At 69.5% G+C, this 18,611-nt stretch carries 17 protein-coding genes; 7 read left to right on the forward strand and 10 right to left on the reverse strand.

The features are described from left to right. Positions 1-6: 6 nt before the first annotated feature. A complete protein-coding gene (locus KTN05_RS05920; protein ID WP_217328463.1) occupies positions 7-981 on the reverse strand; it encodes a glycosyltransferase family 2 protein in 975 nt (324 codons plus the stop codon). A 253-nt stretch (positions 982-1,234) separates the two neighbouring features. Here KTN05_RS05920 and KTN05_RS05925 point away from each other — a divergent pair, with 253 nt between their 5' ends. The 4 genes from KTN05_RS05925 to KTN05_RS05940 all read left to right on the forward strand — a co-directional run bounded on the left by KTN05_RS05925 (position 1,235) and on the right by KTN05_RS05940 (position 5,621). Next, complete coding sequence (locus tag KTN05_RS05925; RefSeq protein ID WP_217328464.1) at positions 1,235-2,863, forward strand: acyl-CoA synthetase; 1,629 nt, start codon at positions 1,235-1,237, stop codon at positions 2,861-2,863. A 155-nt stretch (positions 2,864-3,018) separates the two neighbouring features. Then, positions 3,019-4,035 carry an ABC transporter substrate-binding protein gene (locus KTN05_RS05930; RefSeq protein ID WP_217328465.1) on the forward strand — a complete coding sequence of 339 codons (1,017 nt, stop codon included), beginning with the start codon at positions 3,019-3,021 and terminating at the stop codon, positions 4,033-4,035. Between the two features lie 21 nt (positions 4,036-4,056). Further along, the gene (locus KTN05_RS05935) at positions 4,057-4,857 is read left to right on the forward strand and encodes an ABC transporter ATP-binding protein (protein ID WP_217328466.1); all 801 of its coding nucleotides are present in this window, start codon (positions 4,057-4,059) and stop codon (positions 4,855-4,857) included. Then, a complete protein-coding gene (locus tag KTN05_RS05940) occupies positions 4,857-5,621 on the forward strand; it encodes an ABC transporter permease (protein ID WP_217328467.1) in 765 nt (254 codons plus the stop codon). Before KTN05_RS05935 ends, KTN05_RS05940 begins: the two co-directional genes overlap by 1 nt. 30 nt (positions 5,622-5,651) lie before the next feature. On the opposite strand, the gene KTN05_RS05945 is transcribed toward KTN05_RS05940, so the two are convergent. The 9 genes from KTN05_RS05945 to KTN05_RS05985 form a co-directional block, all read right to left on the reverse strand. Next, entirely contained in the window at positions 5,652-6,179 is a 528-nt protein-coding gene (locus KTN05_RS05945) for an MgtC/SapB family protein (RefSeq protein WP_217328468.1), read from the reverse strand. Between the two features lie 84 nt (positions 6,180-6,263). After that, entirely contained in the window at positions 6,264-7,559 is a 1,296-nt protein-coding gene (locus KTN05_RS05950) for a type III PLP-dependent enzyme (protein ID WP_254368009.1), read from the reverse strand. After that, on the reverse strand, positions 7,540-7,767 hold the full coding sequence (locus KTN05_RS05955) for a phosphopantetheine-binding protein (protein WP_217328469.1): 228 nt from the start codon (positions 7,765-7,767) through the stop codon (positions 7,540-7,542). Before KTN05_RS05955 ends, KTN05_RS05950 begins: the two co-directional genes overlap by 20 nt. Further along, positions 7,754-9,307, reverse strand: a complete 1,554-nt coding sequence (locus KTN05_RS05960; RefSeq protein WP_254368010.1) for an AMP-binding protein — start codon at positions 9,305-9,307, stop codon at positions 7,754-7,756. Before KTN05_RS05960 ends, KTN05_RS05955 begins: the two co-directional genes overlap by 14 nt. A gap of 28 nt (positions 9,308-9,335) precedes the next feature. Beyond that, a complete protein-coding gene (locus KTN05_RS05965) occupies positions 9,336-9,956 on the reverse strand; it encodes a serine O-acetyltransferase (protein WP_217328470.1) in 621 nt (206 codons plus the stop codon). Continuing rightward, positions 9,953-11,005: a glycosyltransferase 61 family protein gene (locus tag KTN05_RS18645; RefSeq protein ID WP_217328471.1), complete on the reverse strand. Its 1,053-nt coding sequence runs from the start codon at positions 11,003-11,005 to the stop codon at positions 9,953-9,955. Before KTN05_RS18645 ends, KTN05_RS05965 begins: the two co-directional genes overlap by 4 nt. 117 nt (positions 11,006-11,122) lie before the next feature. After that, on the reverse strand, positions 11,123-12,235 hold the full coding sequence (locus KTN05_RS05975) for an SGNH/GDSL hydrolase family protein (RefSeq protein WP_217328472.1): 1,113 nt from the start codon (positions 12,233-12,235) through the stop codon (positions 11,123-11,125). Between the two features lie 58 nt (positions 12,236-12,293). Continuing rightward, positions 12,294-13,757 carry a hypothetical protein gene (locus tag KTN05_RS05980; RefSeq protein WP_217328473.1) on the reverse strand — a complete coding sequence of 488 codons (1,464 nt, stop codon included), beginning with the start codon at positions 13,755-13,757 and terminating at the stop codon, positions 12,294-12,296. Then, positions 13,758-14,684 carry a hypothetical protein gene (locus tag KTN05_RS05985; RefSeq protein ID WP_217328474.1) on the reverse strand — a complete coding sequence of 309 codons (927 nt, stop codon included), beginning with the start codon at positions 14,682-14,684 and terminating at the stop codon, positions 13,758-13,760. 165 nt (positions 14,685-14,849) lie between these two features. On the opposite strand from KTN05_RS05985, the gene KTN05_RS05990 reads away from it, so the two are divergent. From KTN05_RS05990 to KTN05_RS06000, 3 genes are all read left to right on the forward strand, one after another. Continuing rightward, positions 14,850-16,265: a hypothetical protein gene (locus KTN05_RS05990; protein ID WP_217328475.1), complete on the forward strand. Its 1,416-nt coding sequence runs from the start codon at positions 14,850-14,852 to the stop codon at positions 16,263-16,265. Positions 16,266-16,444: 179 nt separating this feature from the next. Beyond that, entirely contained in the window at positions 16,445-18,109 is a 1,665-nt protein-coding gene (locus KTN05_RS05995; protein ID WP_217328476.1) for a GMC oxidoreductase, read from the forward strand. 149 nt (positions 18,110-18,258) lie between these two features. After that, positions 18,259-18,609 (forward strand): hypothetical protein, encoded by a 351-nt coding sequence (locus KTN05_RS06000; protein WP_217328477.1) that lies wholly within the window; start codon positions 18,259-18,261, stop codon positions 18,607-18,609. The last annotated feature ends 2 nt before the right edge of the window (positions 18,610-18,611 follow it).

An 18,611-nucleotide genomic window follows, 5' to 3' on the forward strand; every position in this document is an offset into this window, starting at 1 on the left:
AACCTCTTACTTGTATTCGATGATCTGCATGTCGCCGCCGGTCCGGCGGCGGTTGTGATAGGTCAGCATCCCGATGACGTTGGGAATTTTCGAGATCGTCAGAAGCAACGCCTGCCTGGCCGCCATGGCGGATTGCAGCCCGGCGCGTTTCAGGTTCCGGGCGGTGCGGAGCCATGACAGCGCATAGACCGCCAGCACAGCCACGGAAACCCATGGCGCGAGGAACAGCCCGGCGAGAAACAGCAGCGGCAGCACGAGGCCATAGACCCAGGCGCGCAGCCGTTCGCGGCGGAAATGGTCCGGGTGCATCCGCCCGACCTGCGCGAAGCCGTGCCCGTCCCGGATGGTGCGCCGCCACCAGGGGGCGAAGCTGGTCATGGCGGCGTCATGCCGGGTCATCGGCAGCGGCAGCCGTTCGAGCCGCCATCCGGCGGCCCCGAGGCGCAGGCAGAACTCGTCGTCCTCGGCCGCGATGACGGTCGGATCGAAGCCGCCGGCCTGCCGGAACGCCTGGGTGCGCACCATCATGTCGCCGCCGCAGGTGCGGATCGGACCGGCGGGGCGGTGCCAGTCGACCTCGAACATGGCGTTGTAGACCGAGGCGTCGGGCTCGATCTCGCTCCGCCAGCCGGTGACGAGGCCGAGGCCGGGATCGTCCTGGAGGGCGGCGGCGCCCGCCTCAAGCCAGCCGGGGACCACCGTGCAGTCGCCGTCCACGAACTGCACCAGATCCAGCGGCCCCTGCGCCAGAAGCGCGTCGAATCCGGCGTTGCGGGCGCGGGCGGCGGTGAAGGGCGTGTTCATGTCCAACTCGACCACCGTGACGCCCAGGGCCCGCGCAAATGCGACGCTGCCGTCGGTCGAGCCGCTGTCCACATAGACAACCCGGTCGCAGGCGGGCACGAGCGAGCGCAGGCAGGCCTTCAGCCGCTCGCCTTCGTTGCGGCCGATGGCGACAGCGCCCAGAGAAAGGCTGGTCATGGCGGCGGGCTGGCTCCGATCGCAGGGGTGACGATAACGCGCGCAGATTGCGAAAACCGCCGCGCTGACGCCAGCCCATAATGCGCCGGCGCGGCAACGCAATGGCGCGACGATCCGCCACATGCACGAACTGCCATTTTCGCCCCTCCCCCTTGCGCTGGATCGCGGCAATCTGCTCAATCCCTACTGGAGGCGGCGCGAGGGGGTGCGCCGGCGCGATGGCCCGTGCGGCCTGGTTCCGGGAGGTTACGACATGGCCGATCAGACGATCTACGATTTGGCGCTGGACAAGAACGCGGCGAACCACGTTCCGCTGACGCCGCTGACCTATATCGACCGCACGGCGCGGGTGTTTCCCGACTATCCGGCCGTGGTCTATACCGGCGTGCGTCGCAACTGGGCCGAAACCTATGCGCGGACGCGCCGTATGGGCAGCGCGCTGACCCGGCGCGGCATCGGCAAGGGCGATACCGTCGCCATCGTCGCCGCCAACATCCCGGAAATGTTCGAAGCGCATTTCGGCGTGCCGATGGCCGGCGCGGTGCTGAACGCGATCAACACCCGGCTGGATGCCGAGGGCATCGCCTTCATCCTGAACCACGGCGAGGCCAAGGTGCTGATCGTCGATCCCGAGTTCTCGGAGGTGGTGGACCGGGCGGTCAGGATGGCCCATGCGCATGACCTGCTGGTGGTGGACATCGTCGATCCCAGCTTCGAGGGGGGGCAGCGGATCGGGGCGCTGACCTATGAGGAGCTGCTGGCCGAGGGCGATCCCCAGTTCGAATGGCTGATGCCCGCGGATGAATGGGACGCCATCGCGCTGAACTACACCTCGGGGACGACCGGCGATCCCAAGGGGGTCGTCTATCACCACCGGGGCGCGACGCTGAACGCGCTGTCCTATATCGGCGACTGGGAGATGCCGCATCATTCGCGCTATCTGTGGACGCTGCCGATGTTCCACTGCAACGGCTGGTGCTTCCCGTGGACCATCGCCGCCAATGCGGGGGTCGCCGTCTGCCTGCGCGCGGTCCGGGCCGAGCCGATCTTCCAGCTGATCCGGGACGAGAAGGTCACGCATTTCTGCGGCGCGCCCATCGTTCTGAACATGCTGGCAAGCGCGCCCGAGCAGCTCAAGAACTTCGACCACGAGGTGAAGGTGATGACCGCCGGCGCGCCGCCGCCCGCCAAGGTGATCGAGGCGATGGAGGCGACCGGCATCCATGTCACCCATGTCTACGGGCTGACCGAAACCTACGGCCCCTCGGTCATGTGCGCCTGGAAGACCGAATGGGACGAGCGCAGCCAGGGCGACCGCGCCCGGCTGAAGGTGCGTCAGGGCGTGCCGAACAGCGCCCTGACCGACGCGATGGTCGCCGACCCCGAGACGATGGAGCCGGTGCCCGCCGACGGCACCACGATGGGCGAGGTCTTCATGCGCGGCAACAACGTGATGAAGGGGTATCTCAAGAACCCCAGCGCGACCGATAAGGCGTTCCGCGGCGGCTGGTTCGCCTCGGGCGATCTGGGCGTGATGCACCCGGACGGGTATATCGAGCTGAAGGACCGCTCCAAGGACATCATCATCTCGGGCGGCGAGAATATCTCGTCCATCGAGGTCGAGGACGTGCTCTACCGCCACCCGGCGGTGATGGTCGCGGCGGTGGTGGCGAGGCCGGACGAGAAATGGGGCGAAACCCCCTGCGCCTTCATCGAGCTGCGCGACGGCGCTGAGGTGGACGAGGCCGAGATCATCGAGTTCTGCCGCGACAACCTTGCCCGCTTCAAGACCCCGAGGACCGTGGTGTTCGGCGAACTGCCCAAGACGCCGACCGGCAAGATCCAGAAATTCATGCTTCGCGCGCGCGCAAGGGAACTATAAACCCCGCGCCCGCATCCTTCTTCTTGCCAAGCCGCGCGGGATGATGCCAGTCTCGCTTCCGTATCGAAATCCGGCCGCAGAGCCGGAAACTCCGTCCCGCCATCACCGGGGGGCGGGCTGCCACGATGGCAGAATGACACCAACGGGAGCTGACGATGACGTTCTTTACCCCCTGGCAGATCGCGGCGGCCGCCGCCGTGACCCTTGCCGCAACGGCCGCGCAGGCCCAGACGGACATGCCCTTCACGCTCGACTGGAAGTTCGAGGGGCCGGCGGCGCCCTATACGGTCGCCATCGACAAGGGCTATTACACGGACGAGGGGCTGAACGTCACCATCGCCGAAGGCAACGGCTCGCTCGACGCGATCCCGAAGGTCGCGACGGGGGCTTTCCCGGTCGGCTTCACCGACATCAACTCGCTGATGAAGTTCCTGGACCAGAACCCCGGCGCGCCGGTGACGGCGGTGATGATGGTCTATGACAAGCCCGCCTTCGCCGTGGTGGGCCGCAAGTCGCTGGGAATCGAGCAGCCGAAGGATCTGGAGGGCCGCAAGCTGGGCGCCCCGCCGCCTGACGGCGCATGGGCGCAGTTCCCGATCTTCGCCGCCGAAAACGGCCTCGACATGTCCAAGATCACCGTCGATCCGGTCGGCTTCCCGGTGCGCGAGCCGATGCTGGCCGAAGGCAAGGTGGACGCGGTGACGGGCTTTTCCTTCACCTCCACGTTGTCGAGCGAGCGGCTGGGCGTGCCGCCCGAGGATCTGACCGTGCTGCTGATGGCCGATCACGGCGTCGCGCTTTACGGCAACGCGGTGATCGTCAACACGGATTTCGCCGAGGCGAACCCCGAGGCCGTGACCGGCTTCATCCGCGCCACCGCCAAGGGCTGGCGCGACGCGGTGGCTGATCCGGCTGCTGCGGTGGACACGCTGGTGGCCCGCAACCCGGCGATGGACAAGGAGCTTGAGGTGCGCCGGCTCGGCCTCTCGATCGAGGGCAACGTGCTGACCGACTATGTCAAGGAACACGGCATGGGCGGCGTCGATCCCGAGCGGTTCGCGCTGGCGATGCAGCAGCTTGGCACCGTCTATGATTTCCAGAACGAACCCGACGCCGCCGTGATCTTCAGCGACGCCTATCTGCCCGATGACGGCAGCCTGATGATCCAGTAAGCGCCGGCCGATCCATCACCGATGCAGAATCTGATCGACATCAAGGGCGTGACCCACGCCTACCGGACCCGTCACGGCGCCTTGCCGGTGCTGGACAACCTCGACATCTCCGTGCCGCAGGGCGAGTTCTGCGCGGTGGTCGGCCCCTCGGGCTGCGGGAAATCGACGCTTACGCGGCTGATCTCGGGGCTGATGAAGCCGAACGCGGGCGAGGTCTGGCTGTCGGGCGAAAAGATCACCAGCCCCCGCAAGACCGTGGGCATGGCCTTTCAGAACCCGGTCCTGCTGGAATGGCGCACGATCATCGAGAACGTGGTCCTGCCGCTGGAAATCGTCGCGCCGTCCATGCCGAAGGCGCAGGCGAACGACCGGGCCATGCACCTGCTGGAGATGGTCGGCCTCAAGGGCTTCGAGAGCAAGCGCCCCTCCGAGCTGTCGGGCGGGATGCGGCAGCGGGCGAGCCTGTGCCGCGCCATCGTCCACAAGCCCGAAGTGCTCATCATGGACGAGCCCTTCGGCGCGCTGGACAACTTCACCCGCGAGGATCTGTGGCAGACCATGCGCGACCTGCGCGCGGCCGAGCCGTTCACCGCCGTCCTCATCACCCATGATCTGCGCGAAAGCGTGTTCCTGGGCGATCAGGTTGTGGTGCTGTCGGGGCGGCCCGCGCGGACGCAATACGTGCTGAACGTCGATCTGCCGCACGACCGAACCATCGACATCCTCTACGAGAAGGAGGCTGTCGGGATGCTTCACGTCCTGCGCGAACAGATCCGCATCGCTCAGGGGCGCGACGGCGGCACCGACGGGGGGGCGCATTGATGGAGCGTTTCCAGAAGATCGCCGTCCCGCTGCTCGCCATCGCGGTTTTTCTCGCCCTGTGGGAGTTCGTCGTCTGGATCAACGGCTGGCCGCCCTACAAGATGGCCGCGCCGTCCGACCTGCCCGCCGCCTTCATCCGCTTTCAGGACCAGTTCATCGGGATGGGGTGGCAGACGCTGTGGCGCACCGTGCTGGGGCTGGCCCTCGCCGTGGTGTTCGGCACGCTGCTGGGCATGGTGATGGGCTTCTCGCGGGTGGCCCGCGACGCGCTCTATCCGCTGCTGGTCGGCTTCAACGCGGTGCCCAAGGCGACGCTGGTGCCGGTGATCGCGCTGATCTTCATCGGCCAGCACGACTTCAACACCGTGCTGATGGCGTTCCTGATCTCGTTCTTTCCCATCGCCGTGTCGGTCGGGATCGGGCTTTCGACGCTGGAGCCGGAATACCGCGACATCCTCGCCGCGCTCGGCGCGTCCAAGCTGACGATCTTCCGCAAGATCGCGCTGCCCAAGACCCTGCCCGAGTTCTTCGGCGCGCTGAAGGTGTCCGTCACGCTGGCCTTCATCGGCACCAATCTGGTGGAAATCGTCTCGCCCCACGGCAAGGGACTGGGCGCGCTGTTCCTGTCGGGGCAGATCAACAGCGACTACCCGCTGATGTTCGCGGTGCTGATCGCGCTCGCCGTGTTGGGCATCCTGCTCTATTACGGCGTCGTCGCGCTGGAACGCATCTTCGCCGGCTGGGCGGAGCGCGAGGCGCAATAGCAGGGTCGGGCGGCTTCCGCCCGACCCCGGTCAGCGCCGCTTTCGCCAGTTGCGCCCGTCGCTGCTGCCCGATGAGTCGCCGTCCTCCTCATCGTCGATCTGGATGGTGTATTCCTGCGTGAAGGGCCGGCTGAGCAGCAGCAGGGCGATCAGCAGCAGGGTCAGCAGCCCGGCGAGCCACAGGAACCCCAGCCCGCAGATCAGGCCGACCGCCCCCGCCGCCCAGATCGACGCCGCCGAGCCCGCGCCATAGACGGTGTGATCCTCCCGGAACAGCGCCCCCGCGCCGATGAAGCCGATGCCGGTCATCACCCCGCTCAGCACCCGCGCGGGGTCGATGGTGATCGTGTCATGCGCGTTGCCATAGGCGAATTCGATGATCGAGACGGTCAGCGCCGACGAGGCAAGGGCGATGATGACGAACGGGCGGAAGTCGATGGGCTTCTTGCGCAGGAACCGCTCCAGCCCTAGAGCCAGCGAAAGCAGCATCGCCGCCCCGAGCCGCAGGATCGCGTCCATCCAGCTCAGGTGAGTGGGACTGAAGGCTCCGAGGTCCATGACGGCGAACGCGGGCGGCGTTGGGCGGGTTCCTGCGCGGAGGCCCGCCCGCAGACGAGGATCAGACTGCGCGGCTTGCGCCGCTCACTCCACCCCAGGCCGGCGGGGCAGCCAGTCGGCGGCGACCACTTCGCCAGCCTCGGTGACGACCGCCTCGCGCGGGATCGGGTGGCTGATGAAGTTGACGGGACTGGTGGTCGGGCCATAGGCGCCGCTCATGTGGATGGCGACCAGCGCGCCGGGTTCCACGCGCGGCAGCATCGCCCCCTGCGCCAGCCGGTCGATCGAGGTGCAGAGCGGGCCGGTCAGGTTCACCGGCTCGGCCTCGCCCGATCCGCCGACCAGATGCAGGCGGTAGTTGCGGTGGATGACCATGCCGAAATGCCCGCTGGCCGCCAGATGCGCGTTCATACCCCCATCGCACAGCCCGATCCGCTGCCCGCGCGAGTCCTTCACCGCCACCACGCGGGTCAGGAACCAGCCGGCGGGGCCGACCAGATAACGGCCGAGTTCCAGCAGCGGCCGGGCGAACCGCCCTTCCGCCGCCAGCGCGTCGAGATCGGGGGCGATGGCATCCGCGACCGCCGAAAGGTCCAGCGGCGCATCGGTTTCGTGATAGGGAATCCCCAAGCCCGCGCCCAGGATCAGCCGCAGCTTTCCGCCCTCGCAGAGCGGCGCAAGCCCGCGCGCGAGGCCCAGGAAGATGCGCCAGTTCTCGACCACCGCATCGGCGCGCAGGCACTGGGTGCCGGAATAGAAATGCAGCCCTGCCAGCCGCAGGTTGGGCAGCGCGGCGATCTGCGCCAGCGTGTCCGCCGCCATCTCGGCGTCGATGCCGAAGGGGCTGGGCCGCCCGGCCATCTGGTCGCCGAAGCCCTTGGGCACCCGGTCCGGCGCGATCCGCGCCACCACCGCCTGCCGCAGCCCAAGTTCGGCGGCGGCGGCATCCGCCATCCGCGCCTCGGCCAGAGATTCCACGACCAGTTCGCCCAGCCCGACCGCCAGCGCGCGGCGAATTTCGGCCTCGCGCTTGGCGGGGCCGGTAAAGCTGATCCGGCCCGCGTCCCAGCCTGCGGCGATGGCCTGCGCCAGCTCTCCGCCCGAGGACACGTCGAGCGTGTCCACGACCCCGATCATCGCCCGCAGCAGGGTGGGATTGGGGTTGGCCTTCACCGCGAAGCTGAGCCCCAGCCGGCCGCCGAAAGCTTCCCGCAGCCGGGCCGCCCGCGCCGTCACCCGCCGCAGATCGTAGAGATAGAGCGGCGTCCCTGCCGCCGCGGCGCGGGCCAGGATCGCGTCGTCGGGCGGCGTGAGATCGTCAGCCAGATCGATCATGTCCGCCTCGGCCCAGCCGGGCAGGTCAGCGGCGGGCGGCGACAAGGGTCTGCATCCGCGCGGCGGTGTCGAGGTTTTCCAGCGTCACATCCTCGGTGCCCATCTGGATGCCGCCATGCGTCTCGATATAGCCGATCACGTCCATCATCGCGACGGAATCGATCAGGCCGGTGGAGAACAGCGGCGTATCGGGTCCCACGGTCTCGTCGCCCGAGGTGCGGCGCAGGAAGCTCAGCAGGTCATCTTGTTTCATCACTGACTCCGTTCTGATCGTTAAAGGCGGCGGCGACCGATTTGCGGTCGAGCTTTCCGCTGGAAATCCGGGGCATCGGCCCCTGCCATTCGTGAATGCGCCGGGGCATCATGTAATGCGCCGCGTGTGCGCGGAAGTGGTCTATCAAGGCAGGTTGCGAAAACCCGTCCCGCGCGGTCACCGCCAGATGCACGGCCTGACCCATGGCGTCATCCTCGACCCCCCAGGCGACGGCATCGGCGGCGAGGCCGCTGGCATAGGCATGTTCCTCGATCTCCTCGGGGGAAAGGCGGAAGCCCATCGTCTTGATCATCGCGTCGCGCCGGCCGACGAACCACAGATCGCCATCGGCATCCATCCGCACGGTGTCGCCGGAATGGACCACCCGCGCCCCGCCGAGCGCGGGGCAGGGGCGGAACTTCTCGGCCGTCTGCTCGGGCCGGCGCCAGTAGCCGAGGCTGACCAGCGGCCCGGCATGGATCAATTCGCCATCCTCGCCCGGCCCCGCCAGCGTGCCATCGGGCCGCAGCACGCGCACGTCGGCGCCGGGAATGGCCCTGCCGATGGCGCCCGGCTTGGCGGCGAACAGATCGGGCGGCAGGTGGGTGGAACGGAACGCCTCGGTCAGCCCATACATCAGGTGGATCGCGACGCCCGGAAAGACCTGCGGCATCAGCGCGAGGATCGGATCGGGGATCTTGCCGCCGGTGTTGGTCACGCGCCGCAGCGAGGGGACGGGCGTCGGGTTGTCGGCCAGATGCCGCACCACCTGCCCCCAGAGCGGCGGCACACAGGCCAGTCCGGTCGCGCCGTGGCGGTTCATGGTGGCCACGATCTCGGCCGGCATCGGCACCGGCTGGTGGATCACCGTGCCGCCCAGCAGCAGCATCGTGGTCAGCTGGTTCAGCCCATAGTCGAAGCTGTAGGGCAGCACGCTCATCAGCCGGTCGCCGGGCGTCAGGCCGAGATAGCGGGCCACCGCGCGGGCGCCGGTCAGAACGTTGTGATGGCTCAGCATCACCCCCTTGGGCCGCCCGGTCGAGCCGGAAGTGTAAAGGATCATCGCCAGGTCGCTGTCCAGCACGGCGGCGGTGGGCGGGGGCGGCCCGGCATCGGCCCAGCCCTGCGCCGTGCGGACCAGCACCGGCGGCGCGCCTTTGCCCAGCCGTCCGGCCGCAGCGGGCGCGGTCAGCACTGCCGAAGCTTCGCTGTCCTCGATGACATAGGCCAGCTGCTCGGCCGTCCACTGCGCGTTCACGTTGACCACCACCGCGCCGATCCGCGCCGCGCCCAGCATCGCCGCGACCTCGGAGGCCGATTTCCGCAGATGGACGATCACCCGGTCGCCCCGGCCGACGCCCTGCGCGGCCAGCCAGCCGGCGATGGCCGCCGCTTCGGCGTGCAGCTCGGCATAGGTGACGGGGCCGGTCGGCTCGATGATCGCGGGCGCGCCCGACCGCGCGGGCAGGTTGTCGGCCAGCAGATCGTGCAGCGTCATCGCCAGCGGGGTCATGGCCTGCCCTCGGCGTCGATGCGCCATGCCCGTGCGTTCGCAGATGCGCGCAAGGTCAGGCCCCCCGGCTCAGCGGGCCGAGGCGCCGCACGATGCGCGCGGGCGAGCCCACGGCGATGCAGTCGTCGGGCACGTCGGTCGTGACAGCGGTGTTCGCGCCGATGCGGACCCGGTTGCCGATGCGGATGCCGCCGAGGACGCAGGAGTTGACGCCGATGAACACGTCATCGCCGATCACCGGAGCCTCCGGTCCCATGTTGGTGCCGATGGTGACGTTGTGCATCACCCCCAGCCGGTCGCCGATCACCGCGCCGGGGTGGATCGAGATCGAGCCCTCGCAATGGATGATGTGGAAATCCTTACCGATCCGCGTCTGTGGCGGCATGAACACCCGCGTCCACGGGGTGACGAAGAAATTGAGCAAGCCATAGAACTTGTTGGCGAGGGTCCGCGCCCAGCGGCGCTGGCGCGAGATCGCCCACTGGCCAAAGCGGAACGTCGCCATTGCGACGAAGGCAGGCTCCACGCGGCGGCCATGCACGTTCCAGTCGCCGCGCACGGCGGCGCGCAGGCTCGCGACGTCGGGCAGCGGGCGGTAGGGGCCGGGCTGAACGGTCGCAGTGCCGCGGGATTGCGGCGGGTGCGCGTTCGGGTCGATCGGTGCTGCGTCCTTCATGCCGCCTCGGCCATGATGTCGAATGTCGCGAGCAACTCGTCCTCCTCGACCGCGAAATGTTCGGCGGTGCCGGTTCCTATCAGAATGCCGTAATGCTGAAAGCGGCGGTCCGTCATCAGCTTGAGCCCGCCAGTGACCCGGTCGGGCGGGTGGATGGTCAGCAGCCCGGCACCGGGCGGCATGGAGACCAGCGCATGGGCCAGGTGGCTGCCCTCGACCCCCACGGCGACGCGGGCACCGGCGCAGACGGCGATGATCGTCGCCGCGTCGTCCTGCCGGACATCGACGATGGTCAGACCGCGCGCATGGGCCAGCCGTTCGGCGATCTGCCGTTCGTCGGCAAGGGCGCGCAGGCTGCCCGATGTTCCGCGCAGGATGAACACGCCCGGATGGGGCGACGCATCGACGCCGTCGATCAGCCGCCTGCGCTGCTCGGCCGCGCGGGCCTGCAGGGCCGCATGGGCGGAATGATCCTCGAGCAGGGTCAGCTCGTCGAAATGCCCTTCGGTCACGTGCCTCGGGGTCATGCCGAGCCGGGCCTGATAGTCGATCATGTGCCCTTGCGGCTGCGGGCGGGTGGTGACGATGGGGCTGTCCGCCATCCGCTCGGCCAGAATCGCGGTCAGGCAATCCTCGGCAAGCCAGTTGCCGAAATAGCTGTTGCCGACCCAGGTTTCATACATCGTCCCCCGACCCAGGTCGGGCAGCGAGCCATACCACGGCCGGCGATGGCTGCGGGGCCGCATGTGCCGCGCCGCGCCGGCGGCATAAAGCACCCCGTCCGCCAGATCGACGTCCTTCAGCCGCAGCGACAGCGTCGGTGGCTGGGGCGCGTCGAACCCCCCGGCGAAGTGCTTGAGCACCTGCGGCGGCTCGGCGAATTCGGTGCTGCGCATCCGCTCCATCATGCCGGGCAGGCAGATGGCGGGCGGAACCGTCTGGACGCCGCCCGGCTCCACCTCAGTGATCTCCGCCCGCGACGCGAGATCGGGAGCGGATCGGCCCAGGCGCGCCAGCAATGCGTTGAGTCCGGGTCGAAACGAGATCACGCTATCCTCTAAGGCTTTGGGCGCAGTATGTGTGGCGGAACCGGCTTTGTCGATTGCCAAGGACGCTCGACCGCGCCGGAGAGAGCGCATGGTGTTGCCGAACGGCGGCGCGTCCCGTCAATCGAAGGGAGAGCGTTCCGCCGCGGCCAGGCTCGCCTCGATCGCCGCCGCGATCGCCGCGTGATCGGCGAGCGAGGGATGCCATCCGCAGGCCGTCTTTTCCATTCGCGGCAGGCTGACCAGCGCGATGGCGGTATCCCCCGCGGCGAGCCTTTCCGACAGCGCCTCTCGCTGGGCGCGCATGTAGGGGCGGCCGTATTCCGGCCAGACGGCCAGCAGGATGCCGGCCGACGGTGAATGCTCGCGCAGCACCGCCAGAAAATCCGCGAGCGCCGGGGCGAAGTCGCGGGCGACGGCGCGCGGGCTGTCCCACCTCTCGTCCGGCTGCAACGGAGAGTCGAAATCGTTCGATCCGATCGCCACGACGATGAGTTGCGGTTGCCACGGATCGCCCGGACCCGCTGACGCGGCATCGGGCAGAGGCGGCCAGAGCGTGCGGCGATAGAGCGCAGGCATGACCCGGCCCGGCTCCGCCCCGCCGTAGTTGCGGATCAGGCCGATTCCGCTCGCGGCGTGAAGGCGCAGCTCGGCGTCCAGCTTGCGGGCCAGCAGCGAAGGCCAGGCGGCGGTGCTGTCCGATGATCGCTCGGTCGTCGGCCCGTCGCAGTCGCGGCCGACATGCAGGATGCCGTGACCGGTGCTGTCGGAATCGCCGATCACCTCGATCCGCCGGGGCGGCGCGGCGGGGGGCGGCCGAATCGCCTCGGCATCGGGCACCAGCAGGCGGGGCAGGGCACCGGGCACGCCCAGCGTCTCGCCCAGCGATTCGATCACCACGCGATGCGGGCCGGGGCCGTCCAGATGCAGGTCGAGCGTGCCGGGTTCGCGGCGCTCGACCATCTGAACCCGAGATTCGGCCCCGCCGGAGTCGATCGTCACCCGATAGCGCGCTGGACTGCCCGGCAGCGCGAGCATGGCCGATTCGCCCGCAATGACCGCCTCCGCGCGGATGCCGGGCCATTGGTGAAGGCGCGTGCCGTCCCGCTCGGCGATCCGCCCCTGGGTTCGCATGGGCGGCTCGGTCCACCCCGCAGGCGGGGCAACCGGATCGGCGGGGGCGCCTGCGGGCTGCGTCGCGGCCAGCGCCAGCGCCAGAATATGGGCGATCATGCCGGTTTCCGCCGCGGCTTCGGCGTGGCGCAGCGCCCGTGCGCCCGTTGGGCGCGGCTCATGTGACCGGGGGCGAGATCAATTGCCACGAATACCATGCCCCGGCGGTCAGAATTCCGACCGTGATCGCCATGCGGACGAGACCGGACATCCGCTCGGCCGGGGTGGGAATGCGGTGGGCGACCGCGATCGCGCCGACGCCGAGCGCCTGTTCCAGTTGCCGGGGGGTCCGCAGGATCGGCCGGCGCAGTTCCAGCAGCAGCGCCAGCAGCAGCGCGACGCCGACGCTGGCGGCGAGTCCCAGCACCGCCACCCGGCGGCGGCTGGAGGATTGCGGCAGGTCCGGCACCGCCGCCCGCTCCAGGATGACCATGCGCTCGCCATGTTCTTCCGAGACTAATCCCTGATCCAGCCGGGCCGCGGCGAGCCGGGCCGCGACCGCGTCGCGTTCGGTTTCCAGCGTGCGGAGCTGGCGGAGCTGCGCATCTAGCCGCTGCGCGGCCTCGGGCATGCGGGCGATCGCAAGGTCGATTTCCGCCAGCCGCATGTCGAGGGCGGTCCGTTCGTCCTCCATCGTGGCAAGCTGTTCGTCGATCAGCGCGATCTGCTGCTGGATGCCGGGCGGCAGGTCGCGCACGCCGCCCTGTTGCAGATCGTCGATGCTGGCCTGCAGGCGCTGCACCTCGGGATGGCTTTCGCCCAGGCGGCGGCGGGCCTGCGCCAGATCGATCCGCAGCCGGCCGATCTGTTCGGACAGGGACACGGCGCGCGCCCCGCTTTCCCGGTCGCCGTCGCTGACTTCCAGCATCAGCCGCTCGCGTTCCAGCGCCTGGATCTCGCGGCTGGTCGCCACGCGCTGCGCCTGTAGCGTTGTCAGTTCGGCCTGCAGCACGTCGCGGTTCTCGGGCAGGGCGTCGCCCTCGCTGCGGCGGATCGCGTCCAGATCCGCCTCCACGGCGGCGATCCGGGTCATCAGGCGCCGATCCTCGGCGACGAGGGCCGCGTTCAGATCCTCCATCCGCCGGGTGACGACGCTGCGGTTGCCGGTGACGATCTGGTCGGCCACGTCGTTCGCCAGCGTGGCGGCGGTCGGCGCGCTGCCGGCATTGGCCGTCACGAGCAGGGCCGACACCCCGCGATCCGCGCTGCCCGCCCCTGCCGACGGGATCAGGTCGATCCGCAAATCCTGCCGGAACAGCCAGATCCGCTCGCCTTCGGTCAGCTCCGGCCGGTCGTCGAACAGATGGTGCCGCTCGATCATGTCGAGGACGTTCTGCCGGCTCGTCACCTGCTGCTCGATCAGGCGCAGCCGGGCCGGCGCATCGACGAGCTGCGAGCCTTCGCCGCTGCCCTGCAACGCCGAGGGTTGCAGCTGGATCACCGTGATTGCCTGATAGCTGTGCGGGATCGACATGACGTGGCTCAGCGTGGCGATGACGCCGGCAACCATCACCAGCGCGATCAGCGGCGCGTGGCGCACCAGCATCAGGATCAGTTCGCGGATTCCGACGATCGGTCCCATTCAGCCCTCGGCATCATAGAGGAACACGCCCAGCACGGGCCGGCGGGTGGCAATCAGCCGTTCCGCGCCGCGCACGGTGGCGGCCGTGTCCTGGGTTCCGTCCACGGCGATCAGCACCGTGTCCACGAGTTCGATCGCGGCGATCCCGGCATCGCCGACCAGGATCGGCGGCACATGCACGACCACCAGGTCGGGTTCCAGATCGTCCAGCAGGTCGCCGACATGGTTCTTGAACTGCGACGACAGCAGGGTTTCGGACCCCGCCCCGGCGGGGGCGACGAAGCTGATCACGGCAAGATTGGGCCGCAGGCGCGCCTTGCAGCCGCGGGTCGGCCCGTCCGGCGCGGGCAGCGTCTGCCCCACAAGGTCCAGCACCGCCTGATGTTCGATATCCAGATCGACCAGCGCCACCCTCTGATCGGGCCGCCGGGCCGCCGCCAGCGCCAGGTTCAGCGCCGTCGCGGCCGAGGCGGGGCCGGGGCTGGACTGCGTGATGCCGATCCGCGACCAGCCGACATCGGTCATCGCCTGAAGCGCGCGGGTCCGCAGCACGTCGTAGGGATGCACCGCCGCAAGGCCGGGATGGGTCGAGGGGCCGCCCGCCAGCCGGCGGCGCAGCCCCGCGCCGTGCGGCCACGGAATGGGCGACAGCGCCGCCCAGGCCTCTTCGATGGGCTGGCGCGGAGGGGTGAGGGCGGGCAGGGACGTGGTGATCCTCGCCTCCGGGCCGGAGCGGGCGGAGGCGGCCTCGTCCCCGCCGTCCTCGGCGCCCCGGCTGGCCGCTCCCACCGGCACGACGGCGGGCCGGGTGTTCGAGGCGGCGCGGAACGGCACGCCGTGCGACACGCGCCCGGACGGCGACTCTGCCGAACGATCGTCCTTAGCGGTGCTGTCCACGATTCCCCCGTCGGTTGCGACTGGGATCATACGCGAGTTTGCCGACCCCTCAACGAGGTTTGCACCGCACACGGCCGGCCAGCATGGAAAAAACGCAGCAACTGCCCGGCCTTCCATGCCCGACCTGTCCTTTCTGGCAGGGTTGCCGGAGGCGGGCGCGCCTATATGCTCCGCTCAGCGAAAGGGGGCGGGCTGGTGCATTCGCCGTTGGGGTTCATCGTCCTTCTGTCGTGGCCCCTGGTCGCGGCGGTGCTGTTCTCGCGCCTCGACCGCGTGCGCGCGGTGATCTGGACCATTCTCGGCGGATATCTGGCGCTGCCTCCGGTCGTGGCGATCGACCTGCCGATGATCCCGGCGATGGACAAGAACTCGGTCGCCAGCGTTGCGGCGCTGGCCGGGGTCCTGATCCTTGGCACGGGAAGCGCGGGCGCGGCGCCGCGGATGCCGGGATGGATCAAGGCCATGCTGGCGCTGGGGATCGCCTCGCCCGCGCTGACCGCCCTGACCAATCCCGAGCCCCTGATCGAAGGCGTCAGTTACCGGCCGGGCATGACCCCTTATGACGGGTTCTCCGGCGCGATCATGGCGTCGTTCCAGATCATCCCCTTCCTCCTCGGCTATCTGGTGCTGTCCTCGCCGCAGGCGCTTCGTGCCTGGCTGAAGGCGCTGGTCATCGGCGCGCTGGCCTATGCCCCGCTGATGCTGGTGGAGATCCGGCTGAGCCCGCAGATCAATGTCTGGGTCTATGGCTTCTTCGCCCATGATTTCGGGCAGATGATGCGTTACGGCGGGTTCCGCCCGATGGTGTTCCTGTCCCACGGGCTGTGGGTCGCGATCTACACCTCGGCCGCCGTGCTGGCGGCGGCGGCGCGGGTGCGCGACCGCGCGGTCGAGGGCGCGCCGAAGGGCAAGCGCCTCGCCATGGTCGCGGGATTGCTGCTCCTGCTGGTTCTCTGCAAGAGCGCCGCCGCGATCCTCTACGCCGTTCTGCTGGTGCCGGTGATCCTGCTGACCTCTCCCCGGATGCAGTTCCGGGTGGCGACGGTGCTGGCGCTGCTGGTGCTGCTTTACCCGCTTGCCCGCTGGGTGGAGGCGGTGCCGGTCCGCGAGATCAGCGATTTCGTGATCGGGCTGGACCCGGAGCGCGGCCAGTCGCTGGAGTTCCGGCTGCTGAACGAGGATGTGCTGCTGTCCCGCGCCGCCGAGAAGCCCCTGACCGGTTGGGGCGGCTGGAACCGCAACCACGAGGTCAATCCCGATAACGGCCGGGTGATGACAGTCACCGACGGGCACTGGATCGTGCTGATGTCGGCCGGCGGCCTCATCAGCTTCGTCTGCACCTTCGGCCCGCTGACCTGGGCGGTCCTGCGGGCGGCGCGTGCGGTGCGGCGCGTGGCTTCGTCCTCGGACCTTCCGGCGGCAGGTCTGGCGCTGATCCTGGCGACGAACATGGTCGATCTCATCCCGAACGCGACGCTGACCTCGCTGACCTGGGTGTCGGCGGGCGTGCTGGCCGGCTGGGCGGTGCGGCGCGAGACCGAAGGCGCCGGCGCGGGCGCGGCGATCCCGCAGCGGGCGGGGTCCGCGCCCATGCGCGTGATCCTGTCATGACGGCGGCGGCAGGCGCGGCGACGACCGCCGGCCGGCGGAACGGATCGCCACGCAGGCATCCTCGTGCCGTGCCGCCGGTCCCGGTGCGGCCCATTCCGGCAACAGTCACCCGGCCGCGACCGGCCGCGCCGCGCCGCAGGCTTGTCCGCTCCATCCCGCGAGGCATATGAGTTCCCCAAATGGAGCATTCGGAAGCCGACATGACGTGGGACGTGATCGTGATCGGCGCCGGACTCGGCGGCGGGCTGTGCGGCCGTGCCCTGGCTGAGGCGGGGCTGTCGGTCCTGTTCGTCGATCGCGGAACCGAAGGCGACCGGGGGGCGACGGGCGCGCTCGACGGCTCTGACCACGATCCCGGGACGCGGCATCTGCGCGGCTGCTGGCCGACCCGGCTGCACGGCAGCATCGACGGGCGGCAGATCACCGATTTCGCCCTGCAAGGGACGGGGCCGGGCGGCACCTCGGTCTTCTACGCAGCCTCGCTGGAGCGGCCCGAGCGGCACGATCTGGAACCCACCGCGGCGATGCCGCACCCGACGGGCGGCTGGCCCGTGGGCTATGACGAGTTCCGGCCCTGGTTCGACCGCGCGCAGGACGTGATGATGCTGTCGGGGACCGACGACCCGCTGCGCGCCGACGCCGTCGCGCCCCTGCGCCCGCCGCCGCCGCTCTCGCCGGCCGAAGCGGCGCTCGTCGCCCAGATGGAGGCGCGGGGCCTGCATCCCTATCGGATGCACCTCGCGATCAGGGGCGGTCCGGGCTGCATGGAGTGCATCGGCCATAAATGCCCGATGGACTGCAAGCGCGACGGCCGCTCGGCGGGGGTGGAGCCGGCGCTGGCCACCGGCCGCGCGGTGTTCATGGGCGATACCGTCGTGCAGCGTCTCTGCGGCGACCGCAGCCGCATCACCCATGTCGAGGCGGAATGTGCGGGCAAGCCCGTGGTCCTGCGCGCGCGGATCTTCGTGTTGGCGGCGGGCGGGCTGGGCTCGGCGCATCTGCTGCTGGCCTCGGCCTCGCCCGACTGGCCGCAGGGCTGCGCCAATGACAGCGGGCTGGTCGGGCGCGGGCTGATGTTCCATCTGGGCGAGCGGGTGGCGATCTGGCCCCCGCGCGGGCTGGATCGGCGTGGGGCGCTGAAGACCCTGTGCCTGCGGGACTTCTATGCCCATGACGGGCGCCGGCTCGGGCTGTTCCAGTCGATGGGCCTGCCCGCCAGCTACGGCAATATCGTGCAGATTCTGAACGACCGCTACGACAACTCGCCTCTGCGGCGGTTCCGGCCGGGGCGCGAGCTGACCCGCATTCCCGCCTGGATCGCCGCCCGCCTTCTGGGCGAGGCGCGGATCTTCTGCGGCATCCTCGAGGATCTGCCCGTGGACGAGAACCGGCTGACCTACGATCCGGCCTATCCGCAGGGGTTCACCTTCACCTATCGGGTGTCGGATGATCTGCGCGAACGGCGCGCGATGTTCCGGCGCCGCATCCGGCAGGGCCTGCGCGGCCTGCGCTCGCTTTTCCTGTCGCATGAGGTCGAGCTGAACCTCGCCCATCCCTGCGGCACTGCGCGGTTTTCCGACGATCCGAAGCGGGGCGTGCTGGATCGCGACTGCAAGGCGCACGGGCTGGACAACCTGTATGTGGCGGATTCGTCCTTCATGCCGACCTCGACCGGGGTGAACCCGAGCCTGACCATCGTCGCGAACGCCTTGCGCGTCGCGGATGTCATCTCCCGCAGGTTGGAGGACGTCGGAACGACGGTGTCGGGGCAGGGCGAAGCCGATGCGCCGCCCGTGCAGGCTGGTCCGGCCGCAACGCCGCAAACCGGGATGCTGTCCGTCTGACGAAACGGCCCGCGGCGGGCGAGGCGGCCCGCCAGCAGATACCGCATTTGTTGTCCTTTACGGCAACCCTGACGCGGTGGTGATGGCGGGCGGGCAAGGGGCCGTGCTATCTGGAATTGCACCGTCAAAGAGCCTGAAGGGAGGCCACGATGAGACTTCCGCGACTTCCCCGCGCGATTGCCGCAGTCCTGGCGATGGCCGCCGCCGCCCCGGCGATGGCCGGGCAATGGCCGGCGCGCGACGCGGCGCAGATCCTGTTCTTCGGGAACAGCCTCATCAACTATCCCATGTTTCCGGTCGAGGAATTCCATACCGACCATTCCCCCCACGGCACCGCCACGACCTGTCTGCTGGCCGCGATGGTGACCTATGCCGCGATCAACGGCGAACGGCCGCCGGCCGGTTTTCCCGTGCCGGAGGGAATCGAGCCCGCCATCGCGCCGGGCTGCGAACCGATCGCGGATCGCATCCGGGCCGCCATGGCCGATGATCCCCGCTGATC

The sequence above is a fragment of the Paracoccus sp. Z118 genome (genome assembly GCF_019061185.1).
Classification (GTDB): Bacteria; Pseudomonadota; Alphaproteobacteria; order Rhodobacterales; family Rhodobacteraceae; genus Paracoccus.